The sequence below is a fragment of the Virgibacillus sp. NKC19-16 genome, assembly GCF_021560035.1.
GTDB lineage: Bacteria > Bacillota > Bacilli > Bacillales > Amphibacillaceae > Virgibacillus_L > Virgibacillus_L salidurans.
The window spans coordinates 1,296,373-1,313,661 of record NZ_CP074373.1 but is presented as its reverse complement, the minus strand read 5'-3'; the positions used below and the strand labels follow the sequence as shown (position 1 = coordinate 1,313,661).

19 protein-coding genes are annotated in these 17,289 nt (G+C 39.1%); 6 read left to right on the top strand and 13 right to left on the bottom strand.

Annotated elements, in window-relative coordinates:
• Nucleotides 1-3 precede the first annotated feature (3 nt).
• From hemE to KFZ58_RS06880, 3 genes are all read right to left on the bottom strand, one after another.
• Nucleotides 4-1,038 carry a uroporphyrinogen decarboxylase gene (hemE, locus tag KFZ58_RS06885; RefSeq protein ID WP_235794691.1) on the bottom strand — a complete coding sequence of 345 codons (1,035 nt, stop codon included), beginning with the start codon at nt 1,036-1,038 and terminating at the stop codon, nt 4-6.
• A 103-nt stretch (nt 1,039-1,141) separates the two neighbouring features.
• The gene (locus KFZ58_RS19340) at nt 1,142-1,579 is read right to left on the bottom strand and encodes a hypothetical protein (RefSeq protein ID WP_370642465.1); all 438 of its coding nucleotides are present in this window, start codon (nt 1,577-1,579) and stop codon (nt 1,142-1,144) included.
• The gene (locus tag KFZ58_RS06880; RefSeq protein ID WP_370642464.1) at nt 1,543-3,354 is read right to left on the bottom strand and encodes a transglycosylase domain-containing protein; all 1,812 of its coding nucleotides are present in this window, start codon (nt 3,352-3,354) and stop codon (nt 1,543-1,545) included. Before KFZ58_RS06880 ends, KFZ58_RS19340 begins: the two co-directional genes overlap by 37 nt.
• A gap of 145 nt (nt 3,355-3,499) precedes the next feature.
• Here KFZ58_RS06880 and KFZ58_RS06875 point away from each other — a divergent pair, with 145 nt between their 5' ends.
• On the top strand, nt 3,500-4,006 hold the full coding sequence (locus KFZ58_RS06875) for an antibiotic biosynthesis monooxygenase family protein (protein WP_235794059.1): 507 nt from the start codon (nt 3,500-3,502) through the stop codon (nt 4,004-4,006).
• Between the two features lie 59 nt (nt 4,007-4,065).
• Here KFZ58_RS06875 and KFZ58_RS06870 read toward each other — a convergent pair.
• From KFZ58_RS06870 to KFZ58_RS06855, 4 genes are all read right to left on the bottom strand, one after another.
• A protein-coding gene (locus tag KFZ58_RS06870) for an IS3 family transposase (RefSeq protein WP_235794058.1) occupies nt 4,066-5,402 on the bottom strand; the annotation gives its coding sequence in 2 pieces (ribosomal slippage) (nt 4,066-5,021 and nt 5,021-5,402; 1,338 coding nt in all).
• Nucleotides 5,403-5,599: 197 nt separating this feature from the next.
• Entirely contained in the window at nt 5,600-6,079 is a 480-nt protein-coding gene (locus tag KFZ58_RS06865; RefSeq protein WP_235794057.1) for a thioredoxin family protein, read from the bottom strand.
• A 3-nt stretch (nt 6,080-6,082) separates the two neighbouring features.
• Nucleotides 6,083-6,514 (bottom strand): disulfide oxidoreductase, encoded by a 432-nt coding sequence (locus tag KFZ58_RS06860; protein WP_235794056.1) that lies wholly within the window; start codon nt 6,512-6,514, stop codon nt 6,083-6,085.
• 110 nt (nt 6,515-6,624) lie between these two features.
• A complete protein-coding gene (locus KFZ58_RS06855; protein WP_235794055.1) occupies nt 6,625-7,260 on the bottom strand; it encodes a phosphatase PAP2 family protein in 636 nt (211 codons plus the stop codon).
• A gap of 137 nt (nt 7,261-7,397) precedes the next feature.
• On the opposite strand from KFZ58_RS06855, the gene KFZ58_RS06850 reads away from it, so the two are divergent.
• Complete coding sequence (locus KFZ58_RS06850) at nt 7,398-7,835, top strand: ferritin-like domain-containing protein (RefSeq protein ID WP_235794690.1); 438 nt, start codon at nt 7,398-7,400, stop codon at nt 7,833-7,835.
• Nucleotides 7,836-7,945: 110 nt separating this feature from the next.
• Nucleotides 7,946-9,124 (top strand): M20 family metallopeptidase, encoded by a 1,179-nt coding sequence (locus KFZ58_RS06845; protein WP_304956822.1) that lies wholly within the window; start codon nt 7,946-7,948, stop codon nt 9,122-9,124.
• A gap of 33 nt (nt 9,125-9,157) precedes the next feature.
• Here KFZ58_RS06845 and KFZ58_RS06840 read toward each other — a convergent pair whose 3' ends face one another.
• On the bottom strand, nt 9,158-10,369 hold the full coding sequence (locus tag KFZ58_RS06840; protein WP_235794054.1) for an ABC transporter permease: 1,212 nt from the start codon (nt 10,367-10,369) through the stop codon (nt 9,158-9,160).
• Nucleotides 10,362-11,108, bottom strand: a complete 747-nt coding sequence (locus tag KFZ58_RS06835) for an ABC transporter ATP-binding protein (protein ID WP_235794053.1) — start codon at nt 11,106-11,108, stop codon at nt 10,362-10,364. The genes KFZ58_RS06840 and KFZ58_RS06835 overlap by 8 nt, the downstream gene beginning before the upstream one ends.
• Before the next feature lie 489 nt (nt 11,109-11,597).
• On the opposite strand from KFZ58_RS06835, the gene KFZ58_RS06830 reads away from it, so the two are divergent.
• Together KFZ58_RS06830 and KFZ58_RS06825 are read left to right on the top strand one after the other, a co-directional pair.
• Nucleotides 11,598-12,029: an HIT family protein gene (locus KFZ58_RS06830; RefSeq protein WP_235794052.1), complete on the top strand. Its 432-nt coding sequence runs from the start codon at nt 11,598-11,600 to the stop codon at nt 12,027-12,029.
• Between the two features lie 189 nt (nt 12,030-12,218).
• Nucleotides 12,219-12,578 (top strand): YtxH domain-containing protein, encoded by a 360-nt coding sequence (locus KFZ58_RS06825; protein WP_235794051.1) that lies wholly within the window; start codon nt 12,219-12,221, stop codon nt 12,576-12,578.
• Nucleotides 12,579-12,714: 136 nt separating this feature from the next.
• On the opposite strand, the gene KFZ58_RS06820 is transcribed toward KFZ58_RS06825, so the two are convergent.
• The 3 genes from KFZ58_RS06820 to KFZ58_RS06810 all read right to left on the bottom strand — a co-directional run bounded on the left by KFZ58_RS06820 (nt 12,715) and on the right by KFZ58_RS06810 (nt 15,817).
• Nucleotides 12,715-13,683 (bottom strand): glycine betaine ABC transporter substrate-binding protein, encoded by a 969-nt coding sequence (locus tag KFZ58_RS06820; protein ID WP_235794050.1) that lies wholly within the window; start codon nt 13,681-13,683, stop codon nt 12,715-12,717.
• An 85-nt stretch (nt 13,684-13,768) separates the two neighbouring features.
• Nucleotides 13,769-14,611: an ABC transporter permease gene (locus tag KFZ58_RS06815; protein WP_235794049.1), complete on the bottom strand. Its 843-nt coding sequence runs from the start codon at nt 14,609-14,611 to the stop codon at nt 13,769-13,771.
• Complete coding sequence (locus tag KFZ58_RS06810) at nt 14,612-15,817, bottom strand: quaternary amine ABC transporter ATP-binding protein (RefSeq protein ID WP_235794048.1); 1,206 nt, start codon at nt 15,815-15,817, stop codon at nt 14,612-14,614.
• Between the two features lie 496 nt (nt 15,818-16,313).
• Between KFZ58_RS06810 and KFZ58_RS06805 the strand changes: the two genes are divergently transcribed.
• Complete coding sequence (locus KFZ58_RS06805) at nt 16,314-16,814, top strand: GbsR/MarR family transcriptional regulator (protein ID WP_235794047.1); 501 nt, start codon at nt 16,314-16,316, stop codon at nt 16,812-16,814.
• Nucleotides 16,815-16,822: 8 nt separating this feature from the next.
• On the opposite strand, the gene KFZ58_RS06800 is transcribed toward KFZ58_RS06805, so the two are convergent.
• A complete protein-coding gene (locus KFZ58_RS06800; protein WP_235794046.1) occupies nt 16,823-17,179 on the bottom strand; it encodes a DUF1878 family protein in 357 nt (118 codons plus the stop codon).
• Nucleotides 17,180-17,289 lie beyond the last annotated feature (110 nt).

Below are 17,289 nucleotides of genomic sequence, written 5' to 3'. Positions count from 1 at the left end.
TTCTTATCTTTTGGAATACGTATGAATCAGCTCAGTAAGCTTTTTCAATGTTTCTGGATTGACATCTGGTGTGACACCGTGACCCAAGTTAAATACATGGTTCCCGTCACGCATGCTATCATCAAGGATAGCCTTTGTACGTTTCTCGATAGTTTCCCAATTTGTTAAAAGTAGGGCGGGATCCAAATTACCTTGCAGCACCTTCGTTACACCCATTTCACGTGCTTCCGGAATCGTTGTTCGCCAGTCAAGACCGATCACATCAACAGGCAAATCATTCCATTCCAACAATAAATGTCGTGCCCCTACTCCGAATACGACCAATGGGACATCAAGCTTTTGTAATTCAGAAAAAATCCTTGTCATAACCGGTTTAATAAACACACGGTAATCAGCAACATTTAATGCCCCTACCCACGAATCAAAAATTTGAATCGCCTTTGCACCAGCTTCAACTTGCGCTTCCACATAGGTTATGGTCATGTCTGCCAGTTTGTCCATTAATGCAAACCACACATCCGGCTTGCGATACATTAAGGCTTTCGTTTTGCCATAATCTTTGGACGGTCCACCCTCTATCATATAACTTGCAAGTGTGAAGGGGGCTCCACTGAAGCCGATTAATGGTACATCAAGCTGTTCCTCTGTTAAAAGCTTAATCGTATCAAGCACATAGGGAACATCCGATTTCGGATTAATCATACCTAATTTTTCAACGTCTTGATAATCGGTAATAGGATTATGAATAACCGGACCGATTCCTGACTTAATTTCTACGTCTACACCGAGAGAAGGCAATGGGGACATAATATCTTTATAAAGAATAGCTCCATCCACCCCATAATTCTCAACAGGCAGGCGTGTGACATACGCGCACAATTCAGGCTGATGTGTGATTTCAAATAAGGAATATTTTTTCTTTAGTTCACGGTACTCCGGTTGTGACCTGCCAGCCTGACGCATGTACCATGCAGGCGTATAATCGAGTCTTTCACCCTTATACGCTTTAATCAGCGTATCATTTATTTGTTTGACCATATCATCATTCATCCTTTTTTCCTACTTAACTCCCATACTTACTATATCCATTTATGCGCTGACTGTACAGTAATGCCAAATGATTGTCATCAATTTGTTTAAATTACCATGAAAGGCTCACAGTACTTGATCTTCCCCCTTCCAATTTGGTTAACGGATCATAGGGGACAACATAATACGCATTGGACCCGAAAAGTCCCAATGTGTCTATTTCAAATTCTGTTTCTCCTTCTACCTCTCCTACCCGCTCGTCTACCCCTTCTTGTTCGCGATAAATACGATAAACGACACGATCATCAGCAGACCCCTGCCATGATAATTTCCCTTGAAACAAAGGCCCGAATGAGTATTCGGCATTCAAATTCGTTATTTGAGGTAACTCAATTGGCTCCGGAAGTGCATCTACATCCTCTGGTTTTGCAAAACTTTCTGCCAGTGCTCGCCTGTTATCCATTTCGGTTAATATCGCTTTTGTCAACCTTGTCGGATATTCACTTCCGGCAGTTAAGTAATTATCCTCACTCGCCTCATCATATCCCATCCATAAGGCGGTCGTATACTCGGGGTATAGCCTACAAACCAGGCATCATTTGTCTCACCTTCTACAAAAGGATGCTGTGTGGACCCGGTTTTACCTGCAAGTGCTTTATTGTAGTTGCCATGTGTAGCGGTCCCGCTTTCTACGGTATCCATTAACATTTCTGTCATATTCCACGCTACCTGCGGGCTAAATACTTCCTCTGGGCTTGGATTCGATTCAACAATCATCTCCTCATCCCGGTTGTAAATACGATCAATGGTAAAAGATTCAACCATGGAACCGTTACGCGCAAACGTGCCATAACTTTCCATTAAATCAATGGGTGTTAAGCCTTCGCTTAATCCACCTAATGCAATGGATAAGCCATCATCCTCGAAATTGATGCCCATTTGCTCAAGATAATCCTTTGAATAGTCAACTCCTATTTGATCAAGCAGCCATACCGCAGAGGTGTTTTTTGATGATTTTAAGGCATCATATATCGTTACCATACCATCATATTGCCCGTCGACATTCGCAACTGTATAACCATCATGGTCCATTTGCCGGTCTGGTATAAGTGAAAACGGCGTGTATTCTTGCATCATCGCTGGGCCATATACTGCGATAGGTTTCATAACAGAGCCCGGCTGCCTTGCTACTGTTGCCCGGTTCAGGTCACCTATCTGATAATCCCTGCCACCAATGGCTGAAATGATTTTGCCAGTCGCTTGCTCCATCATAACAAAAGCACCTTGAGCACCTTCTGTATTGCCTGGGAAATACTCTCCATTCTGAAATTGTTCATAGGCAATTTGCTGTGCAGTCTCATCCATATTTACAACAATCCGGTATCCTCCGCGTTTTAGTTCGTTAACGGGTAATTCATGTTTATCTGCAGCTTCCTTCATCACAAGGTCAACATAGCTATCCACCCAGGGATTCACTTCTCTCTCCTGAACATCAAGACCTAAAGATTTCTCTTGCTCCTGAACCCGTTTATCTGTTGAAATAACCCCTGTTTCTTCCATAACACTCAGCACAACATTTCTTCTGTCCAAAGCTTTTTCCGGATGGTTTATTGGGGAGTATCCATTCGGCGCTTTCGCCATCCCAGCCAAAAGTGCCCCCTCTGCAACAGTTAAATCACCAACGGATTTGGAGAAAAAATAATTGGAAGCTGTTTCTACTCCATAAACACCTTCACCAAAATAGATTTCATTCAGATACAATTCCAGTATTTTATCTTTTGAAAATTTACGTTCTAAATTTAACGCAGCCATTACTTCCTTCGTTTTACGTGTCCATGTTTTATCATTCGTTAGAAATAAGTTCTTGGCAACTTGCTGCGTGATTGTACTAGCACCTTCTACCTTACTCATTGCTAAAATGTTTTGGTAAACGGCACGGACTACCGATTTAAAATCAATCCCCCCATGGTCATAAAATCGTCTATCCTCAATGGAAATGAATGCATCTTGAACATGTTCCGGAATTTTCTCCAGTGAAACGGGAGTGCGATTTTCATTATATACTTTGCTGATAACTTCCCCATCTGTTGTTTCAATTACAGTCGTTGCATCCAGTACTAAATCTTCTTCATCAACAATCAATGCCCCGCCAACTAAAATAGTAGTATATCCGGTTAACCCTACGATTAAAATAATTCCTATTGTGATGAGAAAGATTTTAAGTTTATGGGGTAAAGGTCGTTTCTTATTTTCGAAAGCTTTGTGTCTTTTTTTATGTCTATCAGCTCGTTTAGGTTTATCAAATCTTCTATATTCATTCTCCATTTGTTCACCTCTGCACATTCACATGTCCATTATACGACAATTTTCTACAGTTCGAAAGTGACACATCTTTCATGTTTGGAAGTTGATAATGCATCCAGGGATAAGGTACTATGAAATTAAGTCAACTTTGAAAGGGGAACGGAATATGAAAGCATTTATGACAATTGGTACAATAGATTTTCTGCAAAAACTTGCAGCCAAACATGAAGACATCCATTTTCACCTAATGAACAGTAGCGAAGGATCATTAGCTTATTATGAAGATGAACCCAAGAACATCTTTTCTTCTGGAAGAGCGTATGAAGTTGTTATTCAAAGCGGCCTTCTGGAAGAAGAAGGATATGTCGTCATGAATAATATACCTGTAACCGATGATGGTAGAGCTATCTTCGAAGAGCGCTTTAAAGATCGACAAAATGCAGTGGATAAGTTGCCAGGATTCCAAGCATTTCGCTTTTTACGACCTACAAAAGGGGATACGTATGTTGTACTAACACAATGGAGATCTAAAGCGGACTTTGAGAACTGGAAAAACTCTGAAGCATTTAAAAAAGCCCATAAGGGGACTAGCACCAAACCACCCGCATACTTCCCGAACAAACCGTTTATCACAACCTACCATATGCATGATCCGGAAGAAGACGAAGATTAATAGCAAAAGCTAACTAGTCAGTGAAATGAACCCTTTGTCAAGGACATTTTAAAAAAAGACTATGCGACATCTAAAAGATGATTTCTGTATTGCACAGGAGTCATCTTTTTAAGATCCCATTGATATCTATAGTTATTGTAATAAATCATGTATTGTTTTATTTCTTTCTTTAGCTCTTCTAAAGTTTCACACCGCTTTATATAAGCTTCATCTTTAAAATGGCCAAAGAAGGATTCTTGAGGGGCGTTATCCCAACAATTTCCCCTTCGTGACATCGATTGTCCTAATTTGTTTTTCTTTAGTAATGCCTGGAAGTCTGGACTAGTGTAATGAAATCCCTGGTCAGAATGTATAAAGGCGTCTTTTACTAGTTTTACTCTTCTGTTTTCCATAAGTTTTTGGATTGTATCTGTTGCCAAATCTAATGCTAGACTGCTGGAAACGTTATATGCCAATAACTCGTTTGTTGATCCATCTTTAATAGTGGATAAATATGCTTTCTTCCCATTGCCATAAAATAAATAAGTTATATCTGTAAGTAATACTTTTCCTGCTGTTTCCTGTTTGAAATTTCTGTTAAGTGAATTAGGCACAACGGTGTGTTCCCTTGTAGCTTTCATCATTCTTTTATAAGGGTTCGTTTTTCTAATTGGACAAATAATATTGTATTTCCTCATTATTCTTCGGATGCGCTTTAAATTAAAAATGATACCGTATTGCCCGTTTAAAGTCATTTTGATTTGTCTTGCACCCTTTTTACGTCTTTTAAAATGATATGCCTGCAATATAATATCTCTTACTTCCTCCTCTTGATCTTCCCGCTGTTTTCTCCCTTTTTGAGATTCTAATGTAAAATAATTATAATAACCTGATCGTGATACACCAGCCAGTGTGCATAAGTAGCTGACTTTATTTTTTAGTTTGTACTTTTTAATGATCTCATTTATAAGTACAAACTTCTGTGAGGCAGCTAATTCTATTTCTTCTTGCGTAGCCCCCTCTCCATCATTTCGAGCTTTTTTAGTAGTTCATTCTCGGCTTTCAATAAGTGATTTTGTGCTTCAAGACGGGCATATTTCTCCTCTTGTGAAAGTTCTTTTTCACTTGGTCTCCCAGCATTTTCATTTCTAGTATCCTGTAGACCAACTATTCCATTTTTTCTATACGCAGCACGCCACCTCTTGCCAGATGATTGAACACGCTTTATCCCGATAATATTTATATCGAAACCATATTCCGTAAATATCTCTCTTGGAAATTTACCCTTTTCGTTTTCCGTAATAAAAATACGTTTAAATTCATCTGTATATGTGATCCCTTTACTACTAACTGATTTTACATATGGATTACGTGAAAGGATCTCAATTTCTTTCTCCGTAAACATTTTATTACTCATTTTAGCTTCCCCATTCTAAGTAGTTGTAGCGCGCGAGGTGTATTGGGGTTGTTGCCCCGGGGCAACAACCCCAATACACCTCATTCAACCATAAGTTATCTATTTACCCCATTATACATAAAAGTACTCTATAGGGTAGACTTTTTTAAAGTGTCTACTCTATAGGGTACATTCTACAGCTAGTTAGCTTTTTTATTTTAATCCAAAACATATTGATCGAAAAATGCCTCGTATTCCTCTTCAGGGTGCTGACCTACTAAACGCGAAACTTCTTCCCCATTTTCGTAATGAACTACAGTTGGTGTTGATTCAATACCGTATGCCAAACTTTCCTGGCCAAATTCCAACAAGTTGAATTTTTTCAAATCTACTTCCATATCTTCAGCTAATGGTGCTAGATAAGGAGTTGTTTGTTGGCAATAGGCACAATCTGGACTATAAAAATAAACCGTAGCTTCTTCTCCACTTTCCACTGTTTCACTTAGCTCGTCAGGCATGACCTGATTGTCATATAATGGATCATCCAACTGATCAATTGTTCCCTGCTCTAAATCAGTTGTTCCATACGGATTATCCTCATTTTCGACAGTTTGATTGTTTTGGTAATTTGTAACAAAGAATAGCGCAACAAACAATACAATGATAATGCCACCAAAGATAAACAATTTCTTCTTCATACATTAATTCCCCCTAGTTGTTTTTAAAATCATAAGATGTAATACAAAAATAATAATAAATGCTACGCCCGCTAAGAATGGAATCGTAATAAAGCCAAAGTAGTTCACATATGCTGCATTACATGGTACAAGTCCACAGGCACCCCCTGCTTCTTGCAATACGGGTAATTTTTGAACCAAATAGTGATAGGTAGAAACAAACATACCAATCCCGCTTAAAATCAGTCCAGGTAATGCGATGGTAATTTCCTTTTTAATCGCTGCTAGACCGTATATAACAACTAATGGATACATTAAAATTCGTTGTATCCAACAAAGTTCACACGGAACATATCCCATCACTTCCGAATAAAACAAACTACCTGCTAAAGCCACAAACGCTTGGACCCATATTAACAATAACAGGTTTTCTGCCTTTTTGCTCATTTTACTCATCTCCAAACAATCCCCTCTTATCGATTACCCTAATAGTATACAAACATCATGGAAATAAAACAAAAACCTTGCTTAAAAAAATATTATACTGTGACTATTTCTTGAACTTTTCACCTCCGCTGCTTCTGAATAAATTCATATAGATAAATCAATCCGATCAGACAAAGAAAACCAAATAAAAACCCTGAAACAACATCTGTTAAATAATGAACATTAATGAAATACCTGCTGATTCCAATGAGAAAAACAACAAACGCAAAAAACAGCTGTGTAAAAAATATAGCTTTGGATGAGGTTAATTTTTTAACAAGAAAATAGGCCAATAAGCCGTAGCAAACCATCGATATCATCGCATGTCCCGAAGGAAAACTATACCCCTCTGCATTAGCTGCTTCCAAAATACTCGGTCTATCTCTTTCAACGATTTCTTTTATAAGTAAATTAAATAAATGACTTATCAACGTGCCCCCACTAAAAATCAAAGCAGGAAGCCAGTCCTTAAACAACCACCACAGAAAAAGGGCCATAATTATTGTAAATGGCAGCAGAAAGGGCTGTGAACCAAATTCAGTTACGGCTCGGAAAAATGTATATATCCACGAACCATCAAGCCTTGCCACTAGATCACGTGTCCACTGATCCACATATGGGGCACTCCCGCTAACGATTCTTATTATCCAGATCCCTACCGTAAGTATCATCAACACGAACAGAAAAAGAATAATATATTTTTGTTTATTTATCATATCATCCATCTCCTCTCTAAATATATAATATCTCAATTTATGTTTGAAAAAAAATATAAAGGGAACATGCTATATATAATTTACGAATTTTAAAAATTAAAAAGGCGGGGATTAATATGAGTAATGAAGTACTTAAGATGGATAAAAGGTTACAAAATCTAATTGATGGGTTAAATGAAGACTTGGCACATGAATATGGTGCTGCAATTCAGTATACGTATAGTGCCTCTGTAGTTTCAGGCTTATACCGAGCTGCTTTAAAACCATTTTTTGAATCAGAAATTTCAGATGAGTTTGGACATGCTTTGTATTTATCCGAGAAAATCAAATCACTTGGGGGCACACCGACAACAACCGCTGCTGACGTACCACAGCCAACGGGCGTGAAAGATCTTTTAGAAGCAACCCTTCAAGCTGAATCAGATACAATCGATCGCTATGAAAAACGCAAAAAACAAGCTGATGAATTAGGCTACACAGAGCTTGTTGTAAAACTGGAAGATTTAATTGCCGATGAAACCAACCATAAAGAAGAAGTTGAGCGCTTGTTAGATGATCCTAGGTTATCTAAATAAGTTTCATATGGATGTCCCAAATGGGGCATCCTTTTAATATTTCCGAGTCTCCCCTATCTCCTTTAAAAGTGTTATACTAGTTAATAATCAACACGAGGAGGTCTAAATCATTGCTTAAAAACATACATGAATCGATTGATAATTTATACCCCGAAATGGTAAACATAAGAAGATACTTACATCAGCACCCGGAACTTTCCTTTCAAGAAACCGAAACCGCAAATTACATCGCGGCCTTTTATGAAAAATTAGGAATCCCCTATCAAACAAAGGTTGGCGGTAATGGCATAATCGCAACATTAAAAGGAGGAAAACCCGGAAAGACAGTAGCATTACGCGCTGACTTTGACGCACTTCCAATCCAAGATGAAAAAGACGTACCCTACAAATCAAAAGTGAATGGCGTGATGCATGCATGTGGCCATGATGGACATACATCGACATTACTTACGCTTGCAAAAGTAATGAAAGAATATCAGGAAGAGTTGCCAGGCACGATTGAATTTGTCCATCAGCATGCAGAAGAATATGCACCAGGCGGAGCGAAGCCTATTGTGGATTCAGGTGCATTAGATCATGTCGATGCCGTTTTTGGCACACATCTCTGGGCAACAACGCCACTTGGGGTACTGCAAACGTCCAAAGATGTGTTTATGGCAGGTGCTGATCGTTTCGAGATCATCATTCAAGGTCAAGGTGGTCACGGTGCTTATCCGCATGAAACAAAAGATGCGATCGTTCTCGGTTCTGAGGTAATCTCGCAACTCCAGCAAGTTGTAAGCAGAAGAATAGATCCACTTGAAACTGCTGTTGTAACGATCGGTATCTTTGAAGCTGGCAACGCCTTTAATGTTATAGCTGATCAGGCAAAATTAGTCGGTACAGTACGGTATCTGAATCCGGAAATCCAGGAGCAAGCCATTGCCGAAATGGAAAAAGTTATTAAAGGTATATGTGTAACAAACGATGCTTCCTATACCTTTGACTATGTAAAAGGCTATCCACCACTAGTCAACCATGAAAAAGAAGCAGAACTGGTTCTTGAAGCGAGCAAGGAAGTAGAAGAAATTCATACAGCCGAGGAAGTAGTTCCAGTAATGGGAGGAGAAGACTTCGCCTATTACACCCTTAAAAAACCGGGAGCGTACTTTTTCACAGGAGCAAATCTTGACGGTAACCCTTATCCGCATCATCATCCGAAATTTGATATTGATGAGCGCGCACTACCTATTGCCGCCAAGACATTGATTCAGGCTTATTTTGCTTATCAGAACGAATCTAATTCATAATGAAAGGGAGCTCCAGCGTCGGAGCTCCCTTTTCTACACGAGTTTGCTTTTCACATATCCATTAATAAACATGAAGGTAAAAACTGTTCCACTTACCAAAGCAATAACAAATCCAGCGTATTCCTGCATGAAGAGAAACAACAAGGAAAATAATACGGTTTGAAAGAGTGTTAACTGGAACAATAATTTAACCAAAGACTGCTGCCTATACGCTTTTCCAACCGGATAAATATCAAGCCACATCGTGGTTCGATGATGCTGATATAATGTCATCATCTGGAAACAACTTAAGTATAAGAATAGTATTACAAACAGGATCTGCACCCAAACATTAGGAATGAAATAAATAAACAAACCACCGATAATGATCAAACGAATATACATCCCTAAATAATCACCACTGCGTACAAATGTAATCCGATATAAATAATCAAATGTATGCGACTGCGTAAAAGGCAGCCTGCTTACCATGGACACGAGCCATTGCCGTTTTTTAATGCGATTCTTCAAATGAGGTACATCTGCAAACATATTTGCAATCCGGTAAAATGACTGCATCCGGATTTGATCCTTTTCCACTAATAAATCCCAGACGACCCCAGGTTGCTTCCGGGACACGTTTAAATCATATAGGAATACACCTGTAAATAATACTGTCGTTATCCCGGCCATTAGCATATTACCCTGAATGATGAAGTAGAATACAGTTATATTCAGCAATGTACGGACTGTCAAATCTACTTGTCTTATACCTGGTTCTCTTACCTTAAGCATCCACCAATTTGCAATAAGATTTCCTACTTTAAATAGGAGAACAATAGCAATCGTGAGTAAATACATATTTCCGGATCTATCGGGAAACTCAGCAAAATATAATGGCCCGAGTGCAGCGACAACAAGCAAAATAACGTATAACTGAATCACGAAGCTGTAAATAAGGGAATTGCGGAAATAGGCGTTCATTTTACTTTCAGCAGCGATAAGAAAAACCAAATCAGGTTCTTTTAACAATGTTCGAACAGGACTGTAACTTACCAATAGTCCAAGCAACGCGCCGATGATCAACGAAGTAGGAAAGTCTTCCGAAAGCTGTGCTAACCACTGCTGATAATAGACAGCGACGACAGAAATAAAAAAGAACAGTGCAATCATGAGATGTCCATTAAACATATACCGTAAATAACGGCTTAACTCTTTCATGTGAGCAGAAAGGCGCTGTTTAAAAAATTCATGGGAATTAAACATGGTTATCTTCTTCCTTCGTTAATTGCACATATAAATCATCCAACGTAGCACCAGGCATATTAAACTCCTCACGAAGCTCTTCCAATGTTCCGTTTGCTCGGATTAAGCCATCATGCAGAATGATGAAACGATCACAATAACGCTCTGCAGTAGCTAAAATATGCGTGGACATCAACACACCGGATCCATTATTTTTCATTTCATCCATTAATTGTAAATAAGATTGAATTCCTAAAGGGTCTAAACCAACAAATGGCTCATCAACAATATATAAGGGCGGCTCGATAAGAAACGCACACATAATCATGACTTTTTGCCGCATCCCTTTTGAAAAATGCACCGGAAACCAGTTTAATTTTTTCTCCATACGGAATTCTTTTAAGAGAGGCGTTAATCTCTTTTCAAAATCTTCCTCAGAGATATCATAAGCCATCGCTGTTAAACGAAGATGTTCATAAAGGGTTAATTCATCGTACAATATCGGCATTTCCGGAATATAAGCCAGTTGATTTCGATATGATGCGGGACTTTCTGTAAACGTCTTTCCATTTATAGCTACAGTGCCTTTTTTGGCATGCATTAAACCAATAACATGTTTAATGGATGTACTCTTCCCGGCGCCGTTCAAACCGATCAATCCAACAATTTCCTTTGGATAAACATCAAACGAAATTCCATGTAAAACATTTTTATGTGTGTATCCTCCATAAAGGTTATCAATATGTAACAATGGTTCCACTATGTTTCCTCCCAGCTTCAATCACTTGTACTAAATTTTATCACTTTTACATCACAATACCAAAAGAAACTGTCCACTTATTTTCGACATTTTTTTAAATATGTGTGTATAAATAAATGAAATCAGCACAAAATAAGGACTGAAGAAGCGAGGATGTTTCACTGCAAGTAAATTTGTACAAAATACAAATGAGGTGTTAGTGATCGGCATTCTAATGATATAAAACGCTTTTGCCAGGAATGTCTCAGTTACCGCTGAGACGCTGACAAAAATGTTTTTGTAAACCAAATAAAGTTATGCAGCAAATGCGAATTAACGATATTGTTTACGAAATGTCCCCAACGTTAGATATCCTGAGATCCTCCTTCTTCTTAAAGCAGGCTAACCCGCAAACACGCGGGTTATGCCTGTTTCTATGTGTATAGCTTTACATTCTGCCTCCTTTCTATATACAATAAATGTAGAGAATAAGAAGGAGTGGTGAGGTTAATGAGCCATAACGATTGTATTTTTTGTAAGATTCTTGATGGAGAGATCCCCTCAGCCAAAGTGTATGAGGATGACCACGTGTATGCTTTCCTTGATATTAGCCAAGTAACAAAAGGACATACGCTCATAATTCCAAAAACGCACACGAAGAACATTTATGAAACACCGCCGGAAGTTGCTAAAGAATTATTTGCTCGTGTTCCAAAGATCGCAGGCGCCATTAAAGAAGTTTATCAACCAATTGGCATGAACCTGCTAAATAATAATGAGGAGCCTGCAGACCAATCTGTATTCCATTTACATATCCATCTAATCCCGCGATACGGGGATGGAGACGGCTTTTCATCCAATTGGACCACACACACTAACGACTATTCATCCGAAGACCTGCAGCAAATAGCTAAAGATATTAATAGCACAATCGACTCCTAAACTGCCTGTATCTGAAAATTAGTACTTATTATCCATCAAAATATTTGGTATAATAAAAGTAGCTGGCAATCATGTGCAGTAAGTCCTCTGGTACCTAGCATGTCAGAGGTTTTTTAAAAAAGACGTTTGATAGTACCTGAAAAAGAGGAATAGAAATGTAAATAGTGGCGTGAAAGGAGCATATGCGTTATGTCAAAAGGCAAATCATTAGTACTTGGATTTATGGTCGGAGGTGCGGTAAGTGCTGCTACTGCATTGCTAAGTACCCCCGCGTCTGGTAGTGAACTACGTGGTCGTGTTAAAGAGCAGGGTACAGAAATGAAAGCATTAATTAATAACTTAAAGCAAGACGGATTGCGGCTAAGGAAACAAATTACCGAAACATCAAAAGAGGGAGCAGTATTAATTAAAGAACTCACTCAAGAAATGAAAAAATCTGTAGAAGAATGGAAAGAAACAGTCGAGCCCCATCAGGAAAATATCCATCAATACCTTGAACAGATTGAATCAAGCTTAAAGGATCTTGAGGACAAGGTTAAAAAGCAATAACATTCTTTTAAAGCATATCTTGAATCATTTGTAATCAAATAGGATGCCTTCGGACTGAGGCACCCTAATCTGTGTTCATTAATAAAGCTGCCTCATCTAATGATGAGGCAGCTTTATTGTTCATATCCTTAATGTTTTATTCACCAATGCCTTCTGTCCATTTTTCAAGAAGGTCAGGATTCTCTTCAAGGAATTGGCTTGCTGCTTCGTCTTCAGCTGTACCATTATTAACCGCTACGAGCAACTCGTTCTCCATTTCCGTATCGTAATCTTCTGTAATACGCTGCACAACTTCATATGCTGCTGGTGAGTCTTCCTGGAAGCTTGTATGTGCTATAGCTTCGATACGGTCACCTTCACCACCATAGATTTCTTGAGGGTCTTCAAGCATTTTCAGATCCAGTTCTGCAAACATCCAATGTGGTTTCCAACCTGGAATAACAATTGGCTCTTCATTTTCAATCCTTGTCTGTAGTTCAGACAACATAGCTGCTTCAGAACTTGCCTGAAGTTCCCAGTTTTCCAGTCCATATTCTTCTATAGCAGTTTCGGTACTCTGCATAACACCAGCACCTGCATCAATACCTGTTATTGTCCAATCAAGTGCTTCACCCAGTTCTTCGTTACCTTGAAGATCTTCAATAGAGTTAACATCTTCCATGTAGGATGGAACTGTCAAAGACAGCGGTGCCTGCGCTACGAATTCACCGATTGGTTCCAGATCATCCTGATACTCTTCCCAATAGCTACCGTGTGTAGTTGGGAGCCATGAAGCGGTCATAAACGACGCATCATCCTGGGCAACACTTGACCACATCGCACCTGCTTCAACCTGTGTGGTTTCGACATTGTAGCCAACTTCTTCAAGTACCTGTTGAACTAAAGGCGTACGTACCAACGCCCCTGCCCAAGCAACGTAAGTTAAATTAAGATCTGTTTCACCAAGTTCAACGCTGCTATTACTGCTTTCACCGCCGTCGCTGTTGTCACTGTCTCCGGAGTCGCTGTCACTTCCCTCTTCACTGCCTCCGCCGCCACATGCTGCCAGTACCATAACAAGCACAAGCGCTGCAGCTAAGCCTAATAATCTAAATTTCTTAGTCATAATAAATTGACCTCCCTTAAAATAATGTTTCTATATGTTCGGGATCCGCATCACCTGAATGATGCGGAAAAACCCGGTTACATGCTTAATTTTTAACTGCCCCTTTTGTAATGCGGTCAAGTAACATCGCAACGATAACAAGGGACAGGCCACCTTCAAATCCTGGTCCGATCGCAACCTGTGTAACAGCTCTGTATACAACTGTACCAAGACCGGGAGCCCCAACCATTGAAGCGATGACAACCATCGATAGTGAAAGCATGATTGTCTGGTTAATACCTGCCATGATTGATGGCATAGCAAGTGGTATTTGCACTTTCCCCAGTCTCTGACCGGTTGATGAACCAAATGCATTGGATGCTTCAATAAGTTCCTGATCCACCTGCCGGATACCGAGGTTTGTGAGCCTTACAGTAGGCGGCATGGAGAATATAATAGTAGCTACAACACCAGGCACCATGCCAAGGCTGAAGAAGACGACCGCCGGAATCAAATAAACAAATGCTGGCATCGTCTGCATGAAATCCAGAATCGGTGTAATCACCGTCTCGACGGATTTTTTCTGAGACATCCAAATACCAACCGGAATTCCGATAATCATCGACGCGACAACCGAGACAATAACAAGTGCTACCGTCTCCAGTGTTTCCGGCCAATAGCCAAGATTGTTGATAAGGCCAAGACCAACAAGTGCAAAAAGTCCAAGTTTCCAATTTACAATCCACCATGCCAGAAGTGCTACAACTACAATTAGCAAAATCGGTGGGACTAACTCAAGCACTACTACAAAATTCTCCGTAATGAATCCAATTACTGCAGTGATAGCATCAAATACTGCCCCGAACGAAGACGTCAAAAAGTCAACAAATGCTTCCACCCATTCTGCTAACGGAAGTTTGGGGAGAAATGTTCCTGCTCTTTCATCCATTTATTCTTCACCCCCATTTCCGTTCAATACCTTATCATCCCCGGCGAGAGCACCGATAATTGCCCCTCTGACAACAATCCCAACCAACTTGCCCGAATCATCTACAACGGACAGTGGCGCTTTGTCATCAGCCATCGGTTCAAATATATCACCAAGTAATGTGTCCGGGTTTACAGTCGGGATATCGGATGTAAGAATATCTTCCAGGCCTTTACTTTCTTTAGCTGCAGATGCTGCCTGGTCTGCCGTTACATAACCGAGCAACTTCTGTTTTTTATCAACCACATAAATCGTGGAGACACCATTTTCTTTCATTAACCTGAGGGCAACATTTGGGCCCCTGTCAACCGTCACTGTTTCAGCACGCTTCATCACATGACTCGCTGTGAATACATTGGCAAGATTGACATCTTGAACGAAGCGACTAACATAATCATCGGCAGGATCCATTAAAATCTCTTCGGCTGTACCAATCTGTACAATGGCACCATCTTTCATCAGGGCAATCCTGTCACCGATCCGAAGTGCTTCATCCAAATCGTGTGTAATAAAGATGATGGTTTTTTGTACGGATTGCTGCAAATCCATCAATTCATCCTGCATATCTTTTCGGATTAACGGATCCAGTGCACTGAACGCCTCGTCCATGAGAAGGATTTCCGGATCATTGGCTAGAGCTCTTGCCAGACCGACCCGCTGTTGCATACCGCCGGAAAGCTCATTTGGATACTTCTCCAAATAGCCGCCGAGACCAACTAGTTCAAGCGCTTCACGAGCCTTCTTTTCCCGTTCCTCTTTATCAATTCCCTGGATTTCCAAACCGTATTCAGCGTTCTTAAGAATCGATTTATGCGGCAACAAAGCAAAGTTCTGGAAAACCATGCTCATTTTTTTCCTTCGAACTTCTCGAAGTTGCTCCTTATTCATTTCTGTTATGTTTTCATCATCAAACCAAACATCACCAGAGGTTGGCTCGATCAAACGGTTCAGCATACGAACGAGTGTAGATTTACCACTGCCAGATAGGCCCATGATCACAAAGACTTCGCCATCCTGAACATCGAATGTAGCTTGATTAACACCCACTGTCATCCCAGTTAACTCCAGAATTTCATCCTTTGATTTATTTTCATCTAGGTATTTGACAGCTTGTTTCGGACGCCTGCCGAAAATTTTCGTTAATCGGTCTACCTTTATTTTACTCATGTTTTCACCTCACTTAACGACAAAATACTGTCGTTACTCTTTTTTATACAGGATTTTTTACAAATACTGCTGTTAGTTTAATAGATAAAACAAACTTTGATAGAGTTTGTCCGTAGCACAGAGACTCAAGAGCCCTGCCATGTCCATTTTTTCCTCCTTTTTAAGGCAATCTCATGCAACGAGGATAATAGTCATGCGACTTTTTAATCAGATAAAATCCATAAAACAACACCAATAATGTATATTGGATTAAATGTTAAATTTAACTGCCTCGTATCGCTCACTTTTAATACTATATACCATATTGCATTTATATTACAACCCTTAAATTCCATTATTTTTGTATATATTTTTTGTACAGTTTATTCTGTACGGAATTTATATGGATGTATCTTTGATTTACTTCAAATTCCTTCAAAATACTATCAAACTATCAATTTTCAATCTAATGGGATTTAGTGTAACCTTATCTTAGCAAGGCTTTAGGAGGATTTACATGAACATCCCTAACAATGAAGAAATTAGAGATAATCTAATGCTCGAATTCTCAAAAACAGTTGGAAACTTTGGTTTAAGTCCCGTAGAAGCGCGTTTGTTTGCTTATTTATACTTATCTGAAGAACCATTAACCTTAGATGATATGAGTGAGGCATTAGGTAAAAGCAAAACTTCCATGAGCACAAGCATTCGCTCATTATCAGATTTAAACCTTGTTACACGTGTATGGAAAAAAGGGGTTCGAAAGGATTTATATCAAGCCAATAATCAATTATTTAAAACATTTATGAATTCCTATATTAATAAATGGCTTGATACTACGAAACATCAAAAAGATGCCTTAGAGGATAATAAACATCTTATTAACGAGAAAAAGAAAAAGGAATCATCTGAAGAACTCACAACTCTGGATAAGCGTACGCATGATATTTTGCAATTTCATATCCTTGTAGAAAATTTATTCAGAAAAATGAAGGAAACAGGAATTGAGGAGGACTGATTCGAGGATCAACCTCGTCTCATCCTTTTTTCCTCTCGTTCTATGATAAGCGTGAATTCAGCCATTAAAGAAGGATAATATCCTTCTTTTTTTAGTGCGTAAATTGTATTGTTAGGATCAAGCTTTTCCGTAAGCATACCCGCAAATTCTACCAATAAAGATGTAAAATCCAGAAACCCTTCTTCTCTTTGAATGTTGAATTGATCTTCTAACTTTTGCAGCAAATGCATCATTTCCTCAAACTCTTTATATGTAATATTATGTTCTATAATTAGATGAATAAGTGGGTACGCATTCAGATCCATGATTGTGGAAAGTAATTGTAAATGAAAGGACGTTGTATCATTATTATTTAACGTTTTCAATGGCGAAAACCCCCTCAAATAGCAATTTAAAAAATTTCGTTTCATTTAAGCATATTTTACCACTAATTTTAAGGAATAAAAGCAAAAATCATTTATAAAATGAAAATCAC